This window comes from Shewanella sp. SM69 (genome assembly GCF_025653985.1).
In the GTDB taxonomy this organism is placed as follows: Bacteria; Pseudomonadota; Gammaproteobacteria; order Enterobacterales; family Shewanellaceae; genus Shewanella; species Shewanella oncorhynchi.
In genome coordinates this window covers 337030-356086 of record NZ_JAKKRV010000002.1, presented here as the reverse complement: position 1 = coordinate 356086, position 19057 = coordinate 337030, and the positions used below count along the sequence as shown (strand labels likewise).

Sequence of the window (19057 nt, the reverse complement as noted above, 5' to 3'; positions counted from 1 at the left end):
GATGCGCTTAACCGATATCGAAATTGAACAGGCCCTTGATAACGGCACTATCGTAATAGAACCTCGCCCAGGCATAGAAGCTATTTCAGGCGTCAGTGTTGATGTGCGCTTAGGTGGACAGTTTCGCGTCTTTAAAGATCATACCGCGCCTTTTATCGACTTGAGTGGTCCAAGTGCTGAGATGCAAGCGGCGCTCGATCGGGTGATGAGTGAGATTATCGAAATCCCCGATGGCGAAGCATTTTTCTTGCATCCTGGCGAATTGGCTTTGGCTGTGACTTACGAGAGCGTAACTTTACCTGCTGATATCGTCGGTTGGCTTGATGGCCGTTCGTCTCTAGCGCGTTTAGGCCTGATGGTACACGTAACGGCGCACCGTATCGATCCGGGTTGGCAAGGTAAAATTGTGCTCGAGTTTTATAACAGCGGCAAGTTACCTTTAGCTTTGCGTCCACGCATGACTATAGGTGCGCTTAACTTTGAACGCTTAAATCATGCGGTTGCACGTCCTTATAACACTCGTAAGAGTGCCAAGTACAAAGATCAGCAAGAAGCGGTGGCTAGCCGTATCAGTCAGGACTAACACGCGTGTTCTGGGTGAATGGCGCATCGCAGGCAAGTGTCGACCCTTCCGATCGAGGGCTTGCCTACGGTGATGGCCTGTTTGCAACGATGCGAACGGACGCTGAGGGGATTATGTTTTTTGAAGCCCATCAAGCCCGTTTAACCGCAGGCGCCGCAAGGCTGGGATTTCAATGGCAAATGAGTGAAGCATTGCAACAGCAACTGAATACCTTAGCCATTGAATATCCTCATCATTGCATTAAGTTAATCGTTTCCCGTGGTGCTGGTGGCCGTGGCTATACACCGCCAGAAACGGTTAATCCTACCGAAATCGTCTCAGTTCATACTATCCCCGGCCATTATGCTCAGTGGCAGCAACAGGGTATTAGCCTTAAAACTTCGTCGGTACGATTGGGTTTGCAGCCTCTGTTGGCAGGGATGAAGCATTTAAATCGACTCGAACAAGTTTTGATTAAATCACACTCTTTACCGCAGGGATTTGATGACTGGTTAGTCAAAGATATCGAGGAGAATGTGATTGAATCATCGATGGCGAATGTGTTTTTTATCAAAGATAATCGCATTATCACGCCTTCATTAGCCCTGTGTGGCGTGGCGGGGGTGATGCGCGAACAGATAATGTTGGCCTTGCTTGAACAGAACATGAATATCGAATGTTTGCCCGTTGGCGCCGAGCGTTTAATCGAATTTGACTCAGCGTTTATCACTAACAGCGTTTTAGGGATTGTGGATGTACTGGCGATAGACTCGCTCAAGTTCACCCGTGCTCCGATTACCGCGCAACTTAGACAGACACTTTCACTCACTCTATGAAAAAAATCATTATTATCGCCAGTTCAACCCTGTTGACCTTGCTAACCTTAGTCTGTTTGGGTGCCTTTTGGGGCTATCAAACGGTTGTCGAATACAGTCAAACGCCGCTGAGCCTCAGTGAGCCTAAAGAGTTGAAGGTTGAGCGCGGCACCAGTGTGAATCAACTGGCACAGCAACTTGCCGATGACGGCGTTATTCAAGATACGTGGAAACTCAAGTGGCTACTTAAGTTCCGTCCTGAGCTTGCCAAAATTCGCACGGGACTTTATGAAATATCACCTTCACAAACGATTACTGATTTACTCAATGATTTGATCGCTGGGAAAGTAAAAACCTTTAGTTTGACCTTAGTTGAAGGTAAAACTATTGTGGAATGGGAACAACAGCTTACCAGTGCTCCGCATTTACAAATGTCACCAGAAGCATTTGCTGCGGTATTGATGACACAAGGCGATGATTCTGGTTTGCCTGAGGGAAAATTCTTCCCCGACACTTATCATTATACCGCCGAGGCGGATGCTAAAGTCATGCTGACTCAAAGCTATAAAATGATGGAGCAGGAGCTTGCCAAAGCGTGGGCAGAACGGGCGCCAAATTTGCCGTTAAAATCGCCCTATGAAATGCTGATTTTGGCATCGATAGTTGAAAAGGAAACCGGCCAAGCCCATGAGCGTGAGCAAATCGCCGGTGTATTTGTTAATCGTCTTAACCTAGGTATGCGTCTGCAAACCGATCCGACCGTTATTTACGGCATGGGTGATCGCTATAAGGGTAATATCACCCGCAAAGATTTAGTCGAAGAGACGCCTTTTAATACTTATCGTATCTTTGGATTGCCGCCAACGCCGATAGCTGCACCGAGTAAAGCCTCATTGATGGCCGTGTCTAAGCCCGCCAGTGTGAGTTACCTTTATTTTGTATCGCGCAACGATGGCACCCATGTGTTTTCAACCACGCTTGAAGAACACAATCATGCTGTAGACGTCTATCAGCGTAAGACAAAACCAGCGACGCCAGAAAAATCACCAAAGTAAAAATGCAGAGAAAGAAAATCCAATGTCAGTTTTTGCAAAATTTATCGTTATTGAAGGCTTAGAAGGCGCAGGTAAGTCGAGTGCGATTAACCTTATTCGCGACTTTATTGAAAAGCATACGGGTAAAGCACCGATTTGCACCCGCGAACCGGGCGGTACACCATTGGCTGAACGTATCCGTGATTTAGTTAAGATTGCCGATGCGAACGATCCCCTGTGTGATGAGGCCGAGTGTTTACTCATTTATGCTGCCAGAGCTCAGTTAGTTGCCAATGTAATAAAGCCCGCGCTTGCGCAAGGGCAATGGGTATTGGGTGATAGACACAATCTATCGTCATTAGCTTATCAAGGTGGTGGACGAGGGTTAATGCCGTTAGTGGAAGCAGTGAGCACTGCAACACTAAAGGGATTTAAACCCGATCTTACTTTGTACTTAGATTTAGATCCTAAGCTTGGGCTTACCCGCGCAGCTAAACGTGGTGAGCTTGATAGAATTGAGCAACAAGCGATTGATTTCTTTGAGCGCGCACGCGCTACATATCTCAAACTTGCCAGCGAAGATGACAGTATTGTGGTTATAGACGCGAGCCAAACTATGGCCGAAGTGCACAAAGATATCTTAGCCGTGCTTCAGGCGATGGTATGGTAGCCGAGTCCGGATTTACGGCTGAGCAATTACCTTGGCTCGAAGGGCCAAGACAGGCATTTTTAGCTCAATTAGCGCGTCAAAAAATACCTCACGCACAACTCGTGGGCATTGATTCAGCCTATGGCGGTGAGTTGCTGAGTGTGTTTATGGCGCGCGCTGCTATGTGTTTGCAGCCAACGCCTGTGGGCGCGTGCGGTTTTTGTAAGTCTTGTCAGCTCTATGATGCTGGCAATCATCCTGATTTTTATCATATCGCCGCCGATGGCAATCAAATTAAAGTCGATCAAATTCGTGAGCTGTGTACGCGTCTGACAGCCACCGCACAGCAAAGTGGCAGGCGTGTAGCGATTATCCACCACAGCGAGCGTCTTAACTCCGCAGCCGCGAACGCACTCCTTAAAACCCTTGAGGAGCCAGGTAAAGACACCTTACTGATTTTGCAGTCGGATACGCCTGCACGTTTGATGGCGACGGTTAGCAGTCGTTGTCAACGCATTCCCTTTGTCGTTCCGAGTCGAGAGGTCATCAAAAACTGGCTTGCCCAGCGATGTGGTATTCAAGAGGATGTGACTTGGTGTTTGAGTGTGGTGGGGGGGCCGTTAAAGTTGGCTGAGAGTTTGCAGTCTGAGGGTAGCCAACAGAGTCGGTATCAATCCTTGCTACAATTTCGCAAAGATTGGGCACAAAGTTTGTCGTCTGGTCATCTGTGTGCTAGTTTGTTAATAATAAGTGAACAACAAATAATTGATGTTCTTAAGGTTTTGTACCTACTTATACGACAGGTTTTACTGAAAAATAGCCATCAAGATGCGTTTGTTCATGCGCAGCTCGGGAATTTGGCGGCTAAGATCATGGGAATGTGTCATAGCTTAAGCACAATGCCGAGCGTCAATTATCTGGCCCTGTGTCAAAGTTATGTCTTAGAATATAGAGAGATAACAAATAAGTAATATGCCATGGTAGATCTCGTCGTTAATTTTGATACTTTACATCAGTTATATCGTGCCTATATGCCTTTTATTAAGCCGGCAGGATTATTTATTGCGACCAGTGAAAGTCATTATCTTGGCCAACCGCTGACGATTGCGTATCGTTTACCCGGCGCAACCCTCACTAATGAATTTCGTGGTGTTGTGGTGTGGATTAATCCCTTAGGAGCGTCGGGTGGCCGCCCTGTGGGGATTGGCATTAAAATTATTTCTGAGCCAGATAGCCATAAACACCATATCGAAAAGTTACTGTCCCGCGAACTCGCCTCCGGCGATCTAACCTGCACTATGTAGCTTAGCCTGCATTATTGATCTGGTTTAAACGTTTGTTCACTGCCTAAACTGGCTATTTACTTCTGTTGAATTTGACCTCGATCTCTTGGCTGGGTATCCTTGTCGTCCTTTGTTACTCTGCTTGGAAATCCTTGTGCTTATTGATTCACACTGCCATCTCGATCGCCTCAAAGCGGCGCCTGATCAACAAACCTTAGAACAGATTCTTGCTAATGCTAAAGCCCGTGGCGTGGACTATATGTTGTGCGTGAATGTACGCCAGCAGGGATTTGAATCGATGCGAGATAAAGTTGCAGCCTTCGAACAGGTATTTTTGTCATCGGGTGTGCATCCATTAGACGTTAAAGAAGGCCTCGATGTTGAGCAAATTCGTCGCTTTGCCACCGATCCTAAAGTGGTCGCGATTGGTGAAACGGGGTTAGATTATTTTTATGCCGACGAAACTAAACTGCTGCAACAACAATGTTTTGAGCAGCAGATTGCCCTTGCGGTAGAAGTGAATAAACCTCTAATTGTCCATACCCGTGATGCACGTGAAGACACGATCACTATGCTTAAGCAGGGTAACGCGGATAACGTTGGCGGCGTGCTGCATTGCTTTACCGAGAACTGGGAGATGGCGAAAGCGGCGATTGATCTCGGCTTTTATATTTCGGTTTCTGGCATAGTCACTTTTAAAAATGCGGGTGATCTGCGAACCGTTATTCGCAAAGTGCCTCAGGATCGTCTGCTAGTTGAAACGGACTCGCCTTATTTGGCGCCGATCCCACACCGTGGACAAGAAAATCAGCCTGCCTATGTGCGTGATGTGGCTGAGTTTGTGGCAGAGCTTAGAGGTGAGCGTTACGAAGATCTTGCTGAATACACCAGCAATAACTTCTTTAATTTATTCAAAGATGCAGCGCGTTTAGTTGGCCGTTAGCTGCAAGTGCTTTGAATCACTTTATGCGATTGTGTGATTGTTAGCGTACAGGCATAAAAAAAGGCCCAAAACGATTAAAGCTGCTTGGGCCTAGGGGAATGGCTCATTGAAGAGCCGTGCGCTACAGGTGAAAGCGCCATGCAGTGCGCTTTACAATAGACTGAGTGTAGTCGAGCTTTTGTCTTATAGTCGCGCTCACTTTCCCCCTTTTTTAGGTTATTTATCGCTAAAAAACAGCGAAATTATAACGATTTCGCCTGTTCTGGTAGTAGTAACACTTTATCTTTCACTAAGTCTCTGGGTAGGTTGTTTTTTAACTTATTGCCTAAATGTTTCGCCATGCCTAATGGTGCACCGCCATAACAGACGATCACTTCACCTTGAGCTTTCACTGCGGTGTTTAGGGCAATATCTCGCCCCATCAAATACTCTTTCGCTTCAACATCGCTCACATCGACCGTTTTTGCGGTTGGGCTGAGTTGTTTTCCTGCTAATGCAATAATCGCTTCATGGCGGACTTTAAAGCCGTGTTTACTGTTATCGGCGAGTTTAATACCAATACGCTGAAAGCGCATACGGCCGATAAAAGCGTTGAATTCATGCGGAAATAGCCAGAATTCATCATCGCGAACCATGATGAGTTCGTCCGGTAAGCTGATGCCTAAATCCTGCTGAAAATAGTCTTTGATCCCTTGGGCTTGTTTCGCTGATGCGGGCGTGAAGGGAAAATTTTTCTGTAGTGTAGGCTCTGGTTGTAAACGCGGCACTGAGGCGGTTTTTGTCAATTTAGCGACAAAGAAACCTTCACTGTCGTAAATCTGTGGCCAGACATGTAAGAAGCCTTCGGGCGTTGTAGCTCGATCTGCACCATCAAATAAATCGCTTAAGGATTCAAACTGCACCGCATCGCCGTAGACTTGCTTTAAATACTCGCACACGCCTTGGTTTTCGAGGCGGTTTAAGGTGCAGGTTGAGTAGACCAAACTGCCACCGGGTTTCAGGGCGAGAAACGCCGATTCGATTAAGGCTTTTTGGGTTTCGCTAATCGCCAGCACATCGTCTAGGCTCCAGTGTTTTAGAGCATCGGTGTCTTTACGCACTGTGCCTTCACCGCCACAGGGCGCATCGATAAGCACGGCATCAAAACTTTCGTACAGGTATTCGCCAAATACACGGCCATCGAAATGAGTGAGGGCGCAGTGGCTCGCACCCATGCGCAGCACATTGGCGTGCAATACTTTCACGCGGCTCGCCGAATACTCATTAGCCACCAATAAGCCTTGGTTTTGCATCAATGCGGCCATTTGAGTGGTTTTTGAACCGGGTGCGGAGGCGAGATCGAGTACGCACTGCCACTTTGCACTAGGCGTAAATAGTGCGGTCGGCGGCAACATAGAGCTGGCTTCTTGAATGTAGAATAGACCCTGAATGTGCTCTAAGGCATTGCCGAGCTGTTCTTCTTCGTCGTAACTGATCCAAAATCCGTCTTCACACCAAGGAATAGGATCGAACGTCCAGCCCTTAGGTTGCATCAAGGTCTTAAAGTCGTCACTGCTGATTTTTAAGGTATTGACCCGAATTGAACGTCTAAGCGGCCTGTCGCAGGCGGCAATAAACTCGTCCATGGATAAATGGGCGGGGAGTTCTTGGGTGATTGTATCGATAAAATTTTGATTTAATTGGACCATTGATTTCATTGAACCATAGGAAAATAGACTGTGTATCAACTGGCGCGAGTATATCATAATCCCTTATTGGGTCTGAGATTTTATCCCAAGTGCCTCAGCCGTTATGATGCTTTATGTTTATGCACAGACGATTGCCGCAATATTGCAATGAGTCGCCATAAAGCTAGCACTCAGTAGTCATGAGCTAATAGAATAAAAACAAATAAAAATAAGGGGATTAGCGTGCTGAATCGCGTGTGGTTAGCTTTCTTTGTTACGGCATTGCTGGCAATAGCGGTGCAACTGTTCAATGGACACATAGAAGTCCTATCGGCTTCGGTCGCCGCATTATTTGCGAGCGCTAAGCTTGCCGCCGAAATTGCCCTTGGCCTGATTGGTGTACTTTCCCTGTGGATGGGGTTAATGCAGGTGGGCGAGAAGGCCGGAGTGGTCAGCGCTATCGCCTTTGTGTTTGAGCCCTTACTGCGCCGTTTGATGCCAGAAGTGCCCAAGGGCCATCCCGCCTTTGGCAGTATCACGATGAATTTAACGGCGAATATTTTTGGTTTAGATAATGCCGCCACGCCGCTTGGTTTAAGGGCGATGCATGATTTGCAGAGTTTGAATCCACTAAAAACCGTGGCGACTAATGCACAAATCTTATTCTTAGTGCTTAATACTTCCTCTGTGACCTTAGTGCCTGTGACGGTGTTCCTTTACCGTGCCCAGCAAGGTGCAGCCGCGCCTGCGGATATTTTCCTACCGATTTTACTGGCAACCTCGGCCTCGACATTGGCGGGCTTACTGGTAGTGGCGTTAGTGCAGCGAATTTCGTTATTGAACTCTGTGGTGCTCGGTTATGGCGCCTTGATGCTCTCTGGCCTAGTGGCGAGTGGTTTTTATCTGATGACCTTAAGTGCTGAAGCCATTGGCACAGTGTCGACGGCAATGGGTAACGGCATTTTATTGTTATTAGTGTTTACCTTCGTCATTGTTGCTGGCATCCGTAAGGTGGCGGTTTATGATGAGTTTATTGAAGGGGCGAAGGCGGGTTTTGCCCAATCTATCCAACTGATCCCTTATTTGCTCGCCATGCTATTAGCGATCGGTTTACTGCGCGCATCCGGCGCCTTGGATTATCTGTTGCACTTGATTGCCACTGGCGTGCGGATATTGGGTTTTGATACGCGTTTTGTCGATGCTATGCCGACCGCGCTGATGAAGCCTTTTAGTGGTTCAGGCGCCAGAGCCATGATGCTCGAGACAATGGATCATCACGGCGTCGATTCTTTTGCTGGCCGATTAGCGGCGATTTTTCAGGGCAGCACTGAAACTACTTTTTATGTTCTCGCCGTGTATTTTGGTTCTGTGGGTATTCGCCATGGCCGCCACGCCTTAGCCTGTGGGTTAACCGCGGATTTTGCGGGGATCAGCGCTGCGATTGCCGTTTGTTATTGGTTTTATGGATAAGGGGTTAGAGTGTTGAGCGCCCTAGAATGTGTCAATGACATTTCGATAAGCTGAAAATCAATCAGGCGCATTATGCGCCTGATTGATTTGTAAGAGCTTTAATATTAGTGCGTTGGTGTAAGTATTTTGATGAAAAGGTTTACTGGGCTGGCGCCCATTCCAGCCATGCGTTTTCGGCTTTGTGTTGCAATCTTAATACTGTTCCTGCTGCTAAACGATTACCCTCTTGAGTCGTGTCCTTAGTCGCGACATTAATGCCGCCAGCGAGTAAGGTTTCCAGCGAGCCGGCTTCGATTTGCGCACCTGAAAAGAGGCCAACATCGACTTTAATCCCAGAAGCATCCCAGAACTGACTGCTTTGATTCACTAAGTGACTGTACTGTGCCTCGATATGGGCCTGCATCAATACACTATTACCCTGTGTCGATAGGCTATAACCGTCGATTTGACCGACTTTAATCCCTCGGAAGAAGATAGGTGTGCCGACTTTCATTGAGCCTAGGCTAGTATCTTCTAGAATGAATTTCAGCGCATCTTCGGCAACATTGGCATAGCTGCTGGCAGCGAGGTTGGCAACAAACTGGGTCGCTTTTTGACTGCCCTTACCCGGTAAGACTCCTATGTAAGGACCTGTGATCAGCGTTTCTGGCGCTTTGATCCCCGCCAGAGAAATTTGTGCATCCACTAAATGATATTCACAGTCACTGCGGCTGAAATGTTCGGCATATTCCCCGTAGAGATATGCGCTAGCTGTGAGTGTATTAAGATCCGCATTGAGCTTCACCTGCGACACTTCACCCACTTGATGACCTTGATAGCGAATCGCGGCCTTGGCCGTCAGTTTGCTGGAGGCGGGTAATGTGAGGCGAATCGCCTGCGCCTGACTTAATGCTAACTGCTTGCTCTCATAGAGTTTTAACGGGGTTGTATTGCTCACTTTGTCATTGCTATCAAGCAGTCCCAGACTGATGCTGCCCTTTAATGCCCCTTGTAGCGGGGCAACGGCGACATCAATACCGGCAAGACTGGCACTGATATCCACGGCGCTGTTACGCCAGAATACTTTTGGCTTTTTCAGCAAGGGTTGAAACTGTTTGTCGATAGCTAGCTTGATAGCGAAGTCTTCGGTTTTGCTTTGCCAGTTCACTGAGTCAACTGTGCCAATTTGCATTTTTTTATAGTAAATCGGTGAGCCTTGGCTGACATCGGCGCCATCTTGACTGATTAACGTTAAATGCACTTGCTGCTGACGATCATAAAAAGCTGTCGCGGCATCCACAGAGCTAAAGAGGGTCAGAGCGCTGTTAGCAGCTAAAGGTGTGTCGCTTTGACCTTGGATCAAGCTAACTGCACCTTGAGTGAGCGTTGTAAAATCCCTTGCTTTGACTGAGACACCGTCTAACGATGCGTTTACCGTTAATGCCGACTCAGGCACAAAATAGCTGTCGCTGCGAATTAGACTGGCAAACTCAGGTTGTAGCTCGAGTTGGTATTCCACCGCCGATAAATCTTTGGTTAACTTAACCGCAAGCACTGAACCGATGGGTATTTGCTTGAAGCGAACTTGAGCGCCCGCTGAAATGCCCATGTTTTCGGCTGAGGTTAAGGTCAAGAAACGCTTCTTTGATTGCAGTAAATCAGGTGCCTTTGATTGTAAGGCAAAGCTGCTTGGTACCGCGCTTTTGGTGTTGATGCCTGGCAGGAAGTTGATCACGCTACCTGTCAGTAAACGTTCTGGATTTTTAATACCTGAGAGGGAAATATCAGCACCTTCAAGCCAAAACACGCCGTTGTTAGTTAACAGTGAACCGTATTGAGGTTCAAACTTAGCCACGGCTGTAACACCATTGGACGTGAGTTGTTTACTTAAAATACTGCCAATGCTCATGCCGCGATAAACGATGCGGGTACCTTTGTCGACACCGTTAGCGTCAGCCATGGTTAGGTTTATTTCTATGCCGCCAAGGGCGGTGGTTTCTGAATCATAAAGCGAAAAAACGTCACCGTTTTTAGCTATGTCTGCTTTATCGTCAGAGCTGAAACTCACGCCGCCAGCCAGAATGGACGCCAAACTCTCTGAACTGACTTTAACCCCAGTTAGTGAAGCATCAATTTTGACGCCAGAAACATTCCAAAAGTGAGAATTTTTCTTCACTAACCGTGCATATTGCTCTTGAATGAAAGCGCTGATAATGACTCTTTGATTGCCATCTAAACGATAGCTGACCACGCTACCCACGGGGATTTGGCGAAAAAATATTGGCGAGCCAACATCGAGCGAACCCAGTTTATCGGAGGTCAATTCGACCATCACACCTTCTGAGCCGATTTGCATCGGCGGCGGTTGGCGTTCTGCTTCAAAAAAGGTCGAGGCATTACCTTTCCCTGGTTGGATAGCAATATAGTTACCGGAAAACAGCGCATCTAAGCCTTCAACACCTGTAATACTTGCTTTAGGTGTGACAAGCCAGAAGAGGGTTTCTTTATTCAAGAAAGGCTTAGCGCGGTAGTCCATCATGACCTTGACGTTCACGCCTTTGAGATCTTCATCTATGCCAATGTCTTTCACTTTACCGACAGTCAAACCTTGGTATTTGACTAAGGTTTTACCTACATCAATCCCAGTGGCGCTCGGAAAGTGAATTTGAATTTCAACTCCCGATTCTTTAATGCTCTTAATGCCCAGCCAAGCACCTAATGCCAACGCGACAATAGGAAGTAGCCAAATGGGCGAAAAGAGTTTTTTCTTTACAACTTTCGGCGATTCAATTTGTGTCATCTTGAGGTTCCAATCGATCCCAGAGTAAACGAGTGTCTAAAACTTTTGCGGCTAACTGAGTTAACAGAATCACCAAGGCAAATGCGGTAGCCGCAGGCGCTGGTTTCGCGTCGAGTAATTGTCCTATGTTCACTAATGCCACTGTGATTGAGATGACAAATAAATCGAGCATTGACCAGCGGCCAATCCATTCGATGATGTGAAAACCCACCATCAATTTCTTTTTTGAAATCGGGATATCAAAGCTGATCGCACACAGATAAATGGATAAGCCGATGATTTTAATCCATGGTACTAAAATACTGGCGGTAAACACTATGATGGCAATAGGCAGCATATCTGAATGCACTAAATGTAAAATGCCCGAAAAAATCGTGTCGTGCCGCACTTGGCCTTGGTTGGTCAGCATAGTGATAGGGTAAATGTTGGCTGGCACCAGTAAGATGGCAGCGGTAATCAACAAAGCCCAACTTTTTTGCAGGCTGGAATAGTCCCTGACGTGCAACTCAGTTTCACAGCGCTGACAGTGCGTGAGTTCACTGCTGTTGAGTTGGCGACACACTTTACAGAGACATAGGCCGATATCTTTACCTTGTTGTTTCATATCAGCTATGACCTTCCAATAACGTCCACATATGTTCTAAGTCGTATTCTCTTTGTAGAAACAAGGTCACGAGAAACAGCATAGTGAAGCAAAATGTGCCCATACCAAAATAAATGTCCGAAAAATCAGATAGCTGAAATGATGAAACTAAGAAGCTGATCACATAAATTTCCAGCATAGTGAGCTGCGATAAGATACCATGAAATTTTAATAACTGCTTCAATGAGTTACGCCAAAAAAGGCTACTCAATCCCCATTTCACAATTAAAATCTGTGTCAATATCGATAACAGTAATAAGCCTGGACCTATCACAGCTGCGGCAAGTACGGCGACACCTACAACCCAATAGCCTTGGTCAAATACTGCAAATGCCCCTTGGAAAACCGTGGTAGTACGAATACTACCGAAAAAGTGGATCTCGAGTACGGGTAAAAAATTGGCAGGGAAATAAAACACTAATGCCGAAATACATAGGGCTAACATACCATTCACAGAACAGTATGGCGTGTCATAAAGTGCAGTGCTGCAACGAGGACAGAGTGCTCTAACGCCGCTAGGCAAGGCACGTTTGCGGATCGCTAAATCGCAGGAACGGCATAGGGTTACTGAATTTTCTGCTGCGTTTTCATGCATATAAAAATATATATTAGCCTAATAGGAGTCATAACAGCGAGATCGGTGCAAAGTGTCGTGCTAGTTAGCTGTTCAGCCACGTCTAGCGTTTTATAATCTTGGCAACGAAAGTACGCTAATAATATCAGATTAATCAGAACACTTGCATCACAAGTTCAATCTATGTCACTCTAGTTACTGTATATAAAAACAGTGCGAGGGCAGTCATGGCAGTAATAACACAGTTTGTCGTGGTCAGAGAAGGGGTTGAAAAGATGACATTCACATCTAAGAAGGAGGCTGATGCCTACGATAAGATGCTCGATATCGCCGATAACCTTATCCCCTTCATTCAAAAAGCTGATTTGGGTATAGATGAAAGTGTGGGCGAAAAGCTCGCATTCTATTTTGCTAACAATAAAGATGAGCTGACGAACTTGCTTAAAGGCGCCGTTCAGGTTAATAGTACGCCAACGAATCCGCCTGCAGCGAAAAAAGCGGCTAAAAAGACCGAAGCAGCAGAATAAAATTGTTAGGAAATGTAATGAAATCGAAATTTTATGAGTCACTTAACCGTCAAGCCTTGGCCTTGTTGGAAGGGGAAGACGACCTTGTTGCGGCGATGGCGAATTTTTCAGCCTTGCTCAATGATAATTTAACTGAGCTGAACTGGGTGGGATTCTACGTTATGCGTGGCGAACAACTAGTATTAGGCCCGTTTCAAGGTAAAGTGGCTTGTACACGCATTCCGTTAGGAAAAGGTGTGTGTGGTACTGCAGCATTCACTAATCAAACTCAGCGAGTGGCTGATGTCCATCAATTTGATGGTCATATTGCCTGTGATTCTGCCAGTAATTCTGAAATCGTTGTGCCAGTTCGTGCGCAAGGTAACGTGGTTGCCGTGCTCGATATTGACAGTCCTATCTTCGATCGTTTCGATGAAGAAGACCAAAAGGGGCTGGAATTACTGGTTAAAAGTTTTGAAAACTGCCTATTTGATTAATTTGCGTACAATAACGCATAATTCATAGTCGCAATCGGTGGCGTGCGCCTTATAATATGCGCCTGCACGCATTAAGCTGGTTTGATTGGCATGCAATGAATAAGCTTAGTGTTTTGAGCTGTCAAAATTTGTTAAGGTATATTTTTTAACTTTAGTAAACGCGGCTAGGATGCTAATTTGTACGTTGACTCAATATTGAGTTTAACGAAGATAAACGACATGTAAGAAGCTGATATATATCACCTCGAATCGATGTCCCTTTTTGACTGTGGAAGTAATGATGGAATCAACAGAAAAGTTGACCGACACCAATGCAATTTTGGCGTATTTGTATGAAACATTTCCTTTGTGCTTTATTGCTGAAGGTGAAACTAAGCCATTAAAAATCGGATTGTTTCAAGATTTGGCTGAAAGGTTGGCTGATGATTCTAAAGTCAGTAAAACTCAGCTCAGAGTTGCCTTGAGACGTTACACCAGCAGCTGGCGCTATTTAAAGTGCGTTAAAGCGGGCGCACAACGCGTAAATCTGGATGGCGAACCTTGCGGCGAGTTAGAGCAAGAGCACATTGATCATGCTCAAGCCATGTTGAAAGAGAGTCAGGATAAGGCCAAAGCGAAACGTGCAGCACTTGCACCTAAGCCTGCGGCGAAGAAAGCACCTAAAAAGGTGGCCGTTCCTCAGCGTCCTAAAACTGAGCGTCCTGCTAAGCCTGCACCAAAAGCTGCAGCGCCAGTCGTAAATTATGTTCAAGCACAATTGACTGATTTAACGAAAAAACAACGCGTCAATGTTAAATTAGGTATGACACCCGTAGCCGGTGTGATTACTGACATTAACAAGGAAGATATTCATGTTCAGCTTGATAGTGGCCTAACGATTAAAGTTAGAGCAGAACATATCCTGCTGTAATCATTTATTAAAACGGAGTAACTTGTTGATGCGAAAACTCACTTTGGCTACCTCGATCGCCACTGTTTTTGTCGGATTCTCGGCTTGGGCCGTACCACCCACGATTCAAATCAGCGAGTTACCCACTCTCAAGCAGGAAGCGCAACATAAGGTTGCGAGCAAAAGGGTAACGGACTTATACACTCGTTCGCACTATCATAGATTCAATCTCGATGACGCCTTTTCTGCGCAAATTTTTGATCGTTATCTGCAGCAGTTGGATTATCGCCGCAATGTGTTAACCCAAGCGGATGCCGATAGTTTTAAACCTTATGCTACCCAATTCGATGACATGCTTAGTTCTGGTGAACTTGAGCCTGCCTATAAAATGTTTGATATCGTCCAAAAGCGCCGCTATGAAGGCTTTGTCTATGCTTTATCTCTATTAGATAAAGAGATGGATTTTTCTGCGCCCGGTGATGCCTATGAGTACGACCGCGATGAGGCCGCATGGCCAAAAGACCAGACAGAAATTAATGAGTTATGGCGTCAACGTGTTAAATACGATGCACTAAATCTTAAACTCACAGGTAAGAAATGGCCTGAGATTGTTGATATCCTCCAAAAGCGTTACAACAACGCGATTAAACGGTTGATTCAAACTAACAGTGAAGACGTGTTCCAAGGCGTGATGAATGCCTTCTCGCGTAGCATTGAGCCACATACAAGTTACCTTTCACCACGCAATGCTGAACGTTTCCAAATGGAAATGAACTTGAGCCTTGAAGGTATTGGTGCTCAACTGCAACTCGAAGACGATTACACTGTCATTAAAAGTTTAATTACTGGCGGTCCTGCTGCGGGCAGTGAAAAACTGTCGCCGGAAGACAAGATTGTCGGTGTCGGTCAAGAAGGCGGCGAGATTGTTGATGTGATTGGCTGGCGTTTAGACGACGTGGTCGACCTGATTAAAGGTCCTAAGGGCAGTAAAGTTGTACTGCAAATTTTACCGAAGAAAGGCGGTTCGAATGCGAAGCCATTCGATGTTACCTTAGTTCGCGATAAAATTCGCCTTGAAGACAGAGCGGCAACCTCTAAGGTGATTGAACCTAAAGACGGCGAGTATGCAAATCGCAAAGTCGGTGTGATCCAAATTCCTGGTTTCTATATGAATTTGTCGCAGGACGTTGAAAAAGAGCTAGTGAAGTTAAACGACGCCAAAGTAGAAGGCATAGTCATCGACCTTAGAGGTAACGGTGGGGGTGCATTAACGGAAGCCGTGCTGCTGACGGGACTCTTTATCGATATGGGCCCTGTAGTGCAAATTCGTGATGCCGATGGACGAGTGTCTGCGCATCGTGATAACGACGGTAAAACCAGTTATGCAGGACCATTGACTGTGATGGTTGACCGTTACAGTGCTTCAGCCTCTGAAATTTTTGCTGCCGCATTGCAAGATTATGACCGTGCACTGATCGTCGGTGAGTCGAGTTTTGGGAAAGGCACAGTACAGCAGCATAAGAGCCTAGGCCGTATCTACGACATGTATGAGAAGCCAATTGGCCATGTGCAGTATACGATTCAAAAGTTCTACCGTATTAATGGTGGTAGTACACAGATTAAAGGTGTGACCCCCAACATTGCTTACCCAAGTGCGTTGGAGCCGGGCGAGTACGGTGAAGCTGAAGAGAAAAATGCTTTACCTTGGGATAAAGTGCCTATGGCGCAATATGGCACGCTTAATGATGTTACGCCTGAGTTAGTGACTAGCCTTGAATCTAAGCACCTTAACCGTATAAAAAACAGCGTAGAGTTTGCCTATATCAATCAAGATATTGCCGACTTTAAAAAGCATCACAAAGAGAAAACTGTGTCTCTGGTTGAAAGTGAGCGTATTGCTTCCCGCGAAGCCGATGAGAAAAAAGTCCTCGACAGAACAAACGAGCGTCGAGTCGCCAATGGTTTAGCACCGGTTAAATCAATGGTAGACATTAAAGACGACGCTGAATTGCCAGATGCATTTTTAGACGAAACCGCTTATATCACCTTAGATATGGCTGATGTGCAAAAAATGGCTAAAACTAGTGCTAAGTAGGCACTAGTCGAGTCGATTTATCCGATATCAAAACGCGCTTATGGCGCGTTTTTTCTTATTTAGATCAGCGTTAAAGGGATCGAAATGACACAAGCTCAAGCAAAATACTTAAAAGATTATCAAGCGCCACTTTTTACGATAGAGACTATCGATTTAGCTTTTAATTTGGCAGGCAATGAAACCCAAGTGCAGGCGATCAGTCGTATAAAACGCACTTCAAAACATGCACAAGCCTTAGTGTTGGATGGCGAAGATTTGACTATTGTTTCGCTGACAGTCAATGGTGATGCTGTGCCTTACCATGTTAGTGCAGGTCAATTAGTTTTAGAAACTGAGCTTGATGAGTTTGAGCTGAACATTATCACTAAGCTCGATCCTGAAGCTAATTCGAGCCTTGAAGGGCTCTATATGTCCGATGGTGCCTACTGCACGCAATGCGAGGCAGAGGGCTTTCGACGTATCACTTATTTCCTTGATCGCCCTGATGTATTAGCTAAATACACAGTTCGTATCGAAGCCGATAGCGCCGCATTCCCGTTTTTACTGAGTAACGGTAATTTGATTGATCAAGGTGAGTTAGATGGCGGACGCCATTATGTTTGCTGGCAAGATCCATTTCCAAAACCAGCGTATTTATTTGCCTTAGTCGCTGGCGATTTTGATCTATTGCAAGATGAGTTCATTACTCGCAGTCGCCGTAAAGTGATCCTGCAAGTGTTCGTTGATAAAGGTAATTTACATAAAGCACACCATGCGATGGCATCACTTAAGAAATCCATGGCATGGGATGAGAGCCGTTTTGATCTTGAGTATGATTTAGATATTTACATGATAGTGGCCGTCGACTTTTTCAATATGGGAGCGATGGAAAACAAAGGCTTAAATATCTTTAACACTAAATATGTGCTCGCAGATACCTTAACGGCCACCGACGAGGATTATCACGGCATTGAATCGGTTGTAGGCCATGAGTATTTCCATAATTGGACAGGAAACCGCGTAACGTGCCGCGATTGGTTCCAGTTAAGTTTGAAAGAAGGCTTAACGGTTTTTCGCGATCAAGAATTTAGCTCAGATTTAGGCTCTCGTGCTGTGAATCGAATTCACGCAATTAAAGTGATCAAGAATCAGCAATTTGCAGAAGATTCTGGCCCTATGTCCCATCCTATTCGTCCAGAATCTGTCATTGAGATGAATAATTTCTACACTGTGACTGTGTATAACAAGGGCGCTGAAGTCATCCGCATGATGCACACTTTGCTCGGCGAAGAAAAGTTTCAGGCGGGAATGAAACTGTATTTTAAACGCCACGACGGCCAAGCTGTCACCTGTGATGATTTTGTGGCGGCAATGGAAGATGCCAGCGGAGTGGATTTAACCCAATTCCGTTTATGGTATAGCCAAGCCGGTACGCCGATTGTGACTGCGATGGACAGTTTTGATGCGCAAACGGGCGTTTATCAATTGACCCTTAAACAAAGTCTAGTGAACTGTGCATCACCGCTGCATATTCCGTTTAGCTTAGAGCTCTTAGATGCGAAGGGCCATTCTTTAGTGAATGAGATCCTCGATTTTACTCAAGCTGAACAAGTGTTTAGCTTTGATGGATTCACTCATAAACCCGTCGCTTCGTTACTGCAAAACTTTTCCGCGCCCGTCAAATTACAATATCGATTCAATGTGGATCAACTCGTTCACTTGATGCGTTTTGCTAGCAGCGAAGTGGCGCGTTGGGAAGCTTCTGTGACCTTAGTGAGCCAAGCAATTTGGCAAAATGTGGCGAGTTTACAACAGCAACAAGCTATGGCTCTCGATCCCCGTGTGCGCGATAGTTTTAAAGGTGTGTTGTTAGACACTGAGCTTGATCCGGCATTGATCGCCGAAATATTAGCGATACCTACGGCTTCGGCTTTGATTGAGCAAACAGAGAGTGTCGATCTAGATGCGTTAGCTTTAGCACGTGAATTTGTATTAATAGAGCTCGCTTCACATAGTGAAGATGAATTGATTGCGCTATATCGTTCTTTAGTCGCAGTAGAGAGTACGCAGGCAAGAGCCCTTAAAAATCAGTGTTTAACTTGGTTAGCTCGGGTGTCGGATGAGGCAGAGGAGTTAGTGATTTCTCAGTTCGATAACGCCAGTAATATGACGGATTCTCTTGGTGCGTTGACGGCAGCCAATGTTGGGAATTTACCTTGTCGTGATGAACTGATGACGACATTTGAGCTACGTTGGCAGGATACGCCATTGGTGATGGATAAATGGTTTATGTTGCAAGCGACCCGTGATGCAGATGATGTGATTGAGTGTTTGCGTCAGTTGCAGCAACACAAGTGCTTTAGTATGAGCAATCCAAACCGAGTGCGTGCTTTAGTGGGCAGTTTTGCTGCCGGTAATATTTATCAATTTCACCGTAGAGACGGTAAGGGTTATGCTTTCTTAACCGAATGCTTAATGACCCTTAATAAGCTCAATCCGCAGGTTGCGGCCCGTATGGTGACGCCATTGATCCAGTATCATAAATTCGACTTAGGCCGCCAAACCTTGATAAAAGCCTGTTTAGGACAACTTTTGGCTTTGCCTGACTTATCTAAGGATATGTACGAAAAAGTCTCTAAAGCATTGGCAAAATAGCAGTTTGTAGGAGGAGG

The 19057-nt window shown here is 45.8% G+C and carries 17 protein-coding genes; 13 read left to right on the top strand and 4 right to left on the bottom strand.

Annotated elements, in window-relative coordinates; genetic code table 11:
• Position 1: 1 nt before the first annotated feature.
• The 7 genes from dcd to L5M37_RS04865 all read left to right on the top strand — a co-directional run bounded on the left by dcd (position 2) and on the right by L5M37_RS04865 (position 5286).
• Positions 2-583 (top strand): dCTP deaminase, encoded by a 582-nt coding sequence (gene dcd / locus L5M37_RS04895; protein WP_028759747.1) that lies wholly within the window; start codon positions 2-4, stop codon positions 581-583.
• A gap of 5 nt (positions 584-588) precedes the next feature.
• The gene (pabC, locus tag L5M37_RS04890; protein ID WP_263199606.1) at positions 589-1398 is read left to right on the top strand and encodes an aminodeoxychorismate lyase; all 810 of its coding nucleotides are present in this window, start codon (positions 589-591) and stop codon (positions 1396-1398) included.
• The gene (gene mltG / locus L5M37_RS04885) at positions 1395-2432 is read left to right on the top strand and encodes an endolytic transglycosylase MltG (RefSeq protein WP_263171984.1); all 1038 of its coding nucleotides are present in this window, start codon (positions 1395-1397) and stop codon (positions 2430-2432) included. The genes pabC and mltG overlap by 4 nt, the downstream gene beginning before the upstream one ends.
• A gap of 22 nt (positions 2433-2454) precedes the next feature.
• The gene (gene tmk / locus L5M37_RS04880) at positions 2455-3081 is read left to right on the top strand and encodes a dTMP kinase (RefSeq protein WP_028759750.1); all 627 of its coding nucleotides are present in this window, start codon (positions 2455-2457) and stop codon (positions 3079-3081) included.
• Complete coding sequence (gene holB, locus L5M37_RS04875) at positions 3075-4031, top strand: DNA polymerase III subunit delta' (RefSeq protein WP_173244537.1); 957 nt, start codon at positions 3075-3077, stop codon at positions 4029-4031. Before tmk ends, holB begins: the two co-directional genes overlap by 7 nt.
• 6 nt (positions 4032-4037) lie before the next feature.
• On the top strand, positions 4038-4364 hold the full coding sequence (locus L5M37_RS04870) for a PilZ domain-containing protein (RefSeq protein WP_028759752.1): 327 nt from the start codon (positions 4038-4040) through the stop codon (positions 4362-4364).
• A 133-nt stretch (positions 4365-4497) separates the two neighbouring features.
• On the top strand, positions 4498-5286 hold the full coding sequence (locus L5M37_RS04865; protein ID WP_173244540.1) for a TatD family hydrolase: 789 nt from the start codon (positions 4498-4500) through the stop codon (positions 5284-5286).
• 242 nt (positions 5287-5528) lie between these two features.
• Here L5M37_RS04865 and rsmF read toward each other — a convergent pair whose 3' ends face one another.
• A complete protein-coding gene (rsmF, locus tag L5M37_RS04860; RefSeq protein WP_263199605.1) occupies positions 5529-6974 on the bottom strand; it encodes a 16S rRNA (cytosine(1407)-C(5))-methyltransferase RsmF in 1446 nt (481 codons plus the stop codon).
• Between the two features lie 222 nt (positions 6975-7196).
• Between rsmF and L5M37_RS04855 the strand changes: the two genes are divergently transcribed.
• On the top strand, positions 7197-8423 hold the full coding sequence (locus L5M37_RS04855; RefSeq protein WP_263199604.1) for a nucleoside recognition domain-containing protein: 1227 nt from the start codon (positions 7197-7199) through the stop codon (positions 8421-8423).
• 139 nt (positions 8424-8562) lie between these two features.
• Here L5M37_RS04855 and L5M37_RS04850 read toward each other — a convergent pair whose 3' ends face one another.
• The 3 genes from L5M37_RS04850 to L5M37_RS04840 are packed head-to-tail and all read right to left on the bottom strand — an operon-like array spanning position 8563 to position 12440.
• On the bottom strand, positions 8563-11202 hold the full coding sequence (locus tag L5M37_RS04850; protein WP_263199603.1) for a PqiB family protein: 2640 nt from the start codon (positions 11200-11202) through the stop codon (positions 8563-8565).
• On the bottom strand, positions 11189-11806 hold the full coding sequence (locus L5M37_RS04845; protein ID WP_263199602.1) for a paraquat-inducible protein A: 618 nt from the start codon (positions 11804-11806) through the stop codon (positions 11189-11191). The genes L5M37_RS04850 and L5M37_RS04845 overlap by 14 nt, the downstream gene beginning before the upstream one ends.
• Position 11807: 1 nt before the next feature.
• Positions 11808-12440, bottom strand: coding sequence for a paraquat-inducible protein A (locus L5M37_RS04840; RefSeq protein WP_131523341.1), 633 nt, complete (start codon positions 12438-12440; stop codon positions 11808-11810).
• A 206-nt stretch (positions 12441-12646) separates the two neighbouring features.
• Between L5M37_RS04840 and L5M37_RS04835 the strand changes: the two genes are divergently transcribed.
• From L5M37_RS04835 to pepN, 5 genes are all read left to right on the top strand, one after another.
• The gene (locus L5M37_RS04835) at positions 12647-12946 is read left to right on the top strand and encodes a YebG family protein (protein ID WP_105252655.1); all 300 of its coding nucleotides are present in this window, start codon (positions 12647-12649) and stop codon (positions 12944-12946) included.
• Between the two features lie 17 nt (positions 12947-12963).
• The gene (locus tag L5M37_RS04830; RefSeq protein ID WP_028759760.1) at positions 12964-13422 is read left to right on the top strand and encodes a GAF domain-containing protein; all 459 of its coding nucleotides are present in this window, start codon (positions 12964-12966) and stop codon (positions 13420-13422) included.
• Positions 13423-13702: 280 nt separating this feature from the next.
• The gene (gene proQ, locus L5M37_RS04825) at positions 13703-14332 is read left to right on the top strand and encodes an RNA chaperone ProQ (protein WP_028759761.1); all 630 of its coding nucleotides are present in this window, start codon (positions 13703-13705) and stop codon (positions 14330-14332) included.
• A 28-nt stretch (positions 14333-14360) separates the two neighbouring features.
• Positions 14361-16406 (top strand): carboxy terminal-processing peptidase, encoded by a 2046-nt coding sequence (gene prc / locus L5M37_RS04820; RefSeq protein ID WP_263199601.1) that lies wholly within the window; start codon positions 14361-14363, stop codon positions 16404-16406.
• Positions 16407-16490: 84 nt separating this feature from the next.
• Positions 16491-19040: an aminopeptidase N gene (gene pepN / locus L5M37_RS04815; protein WP_173244559.1), complete on the top strand. Its 2550-nt coding sequence runs from the start codon at positions 16491-16493 to the stop codon at positions 19038-19040.
• The last annotated feature ends 17 nt before the right edge of the window (positions 19041-19057 follow it).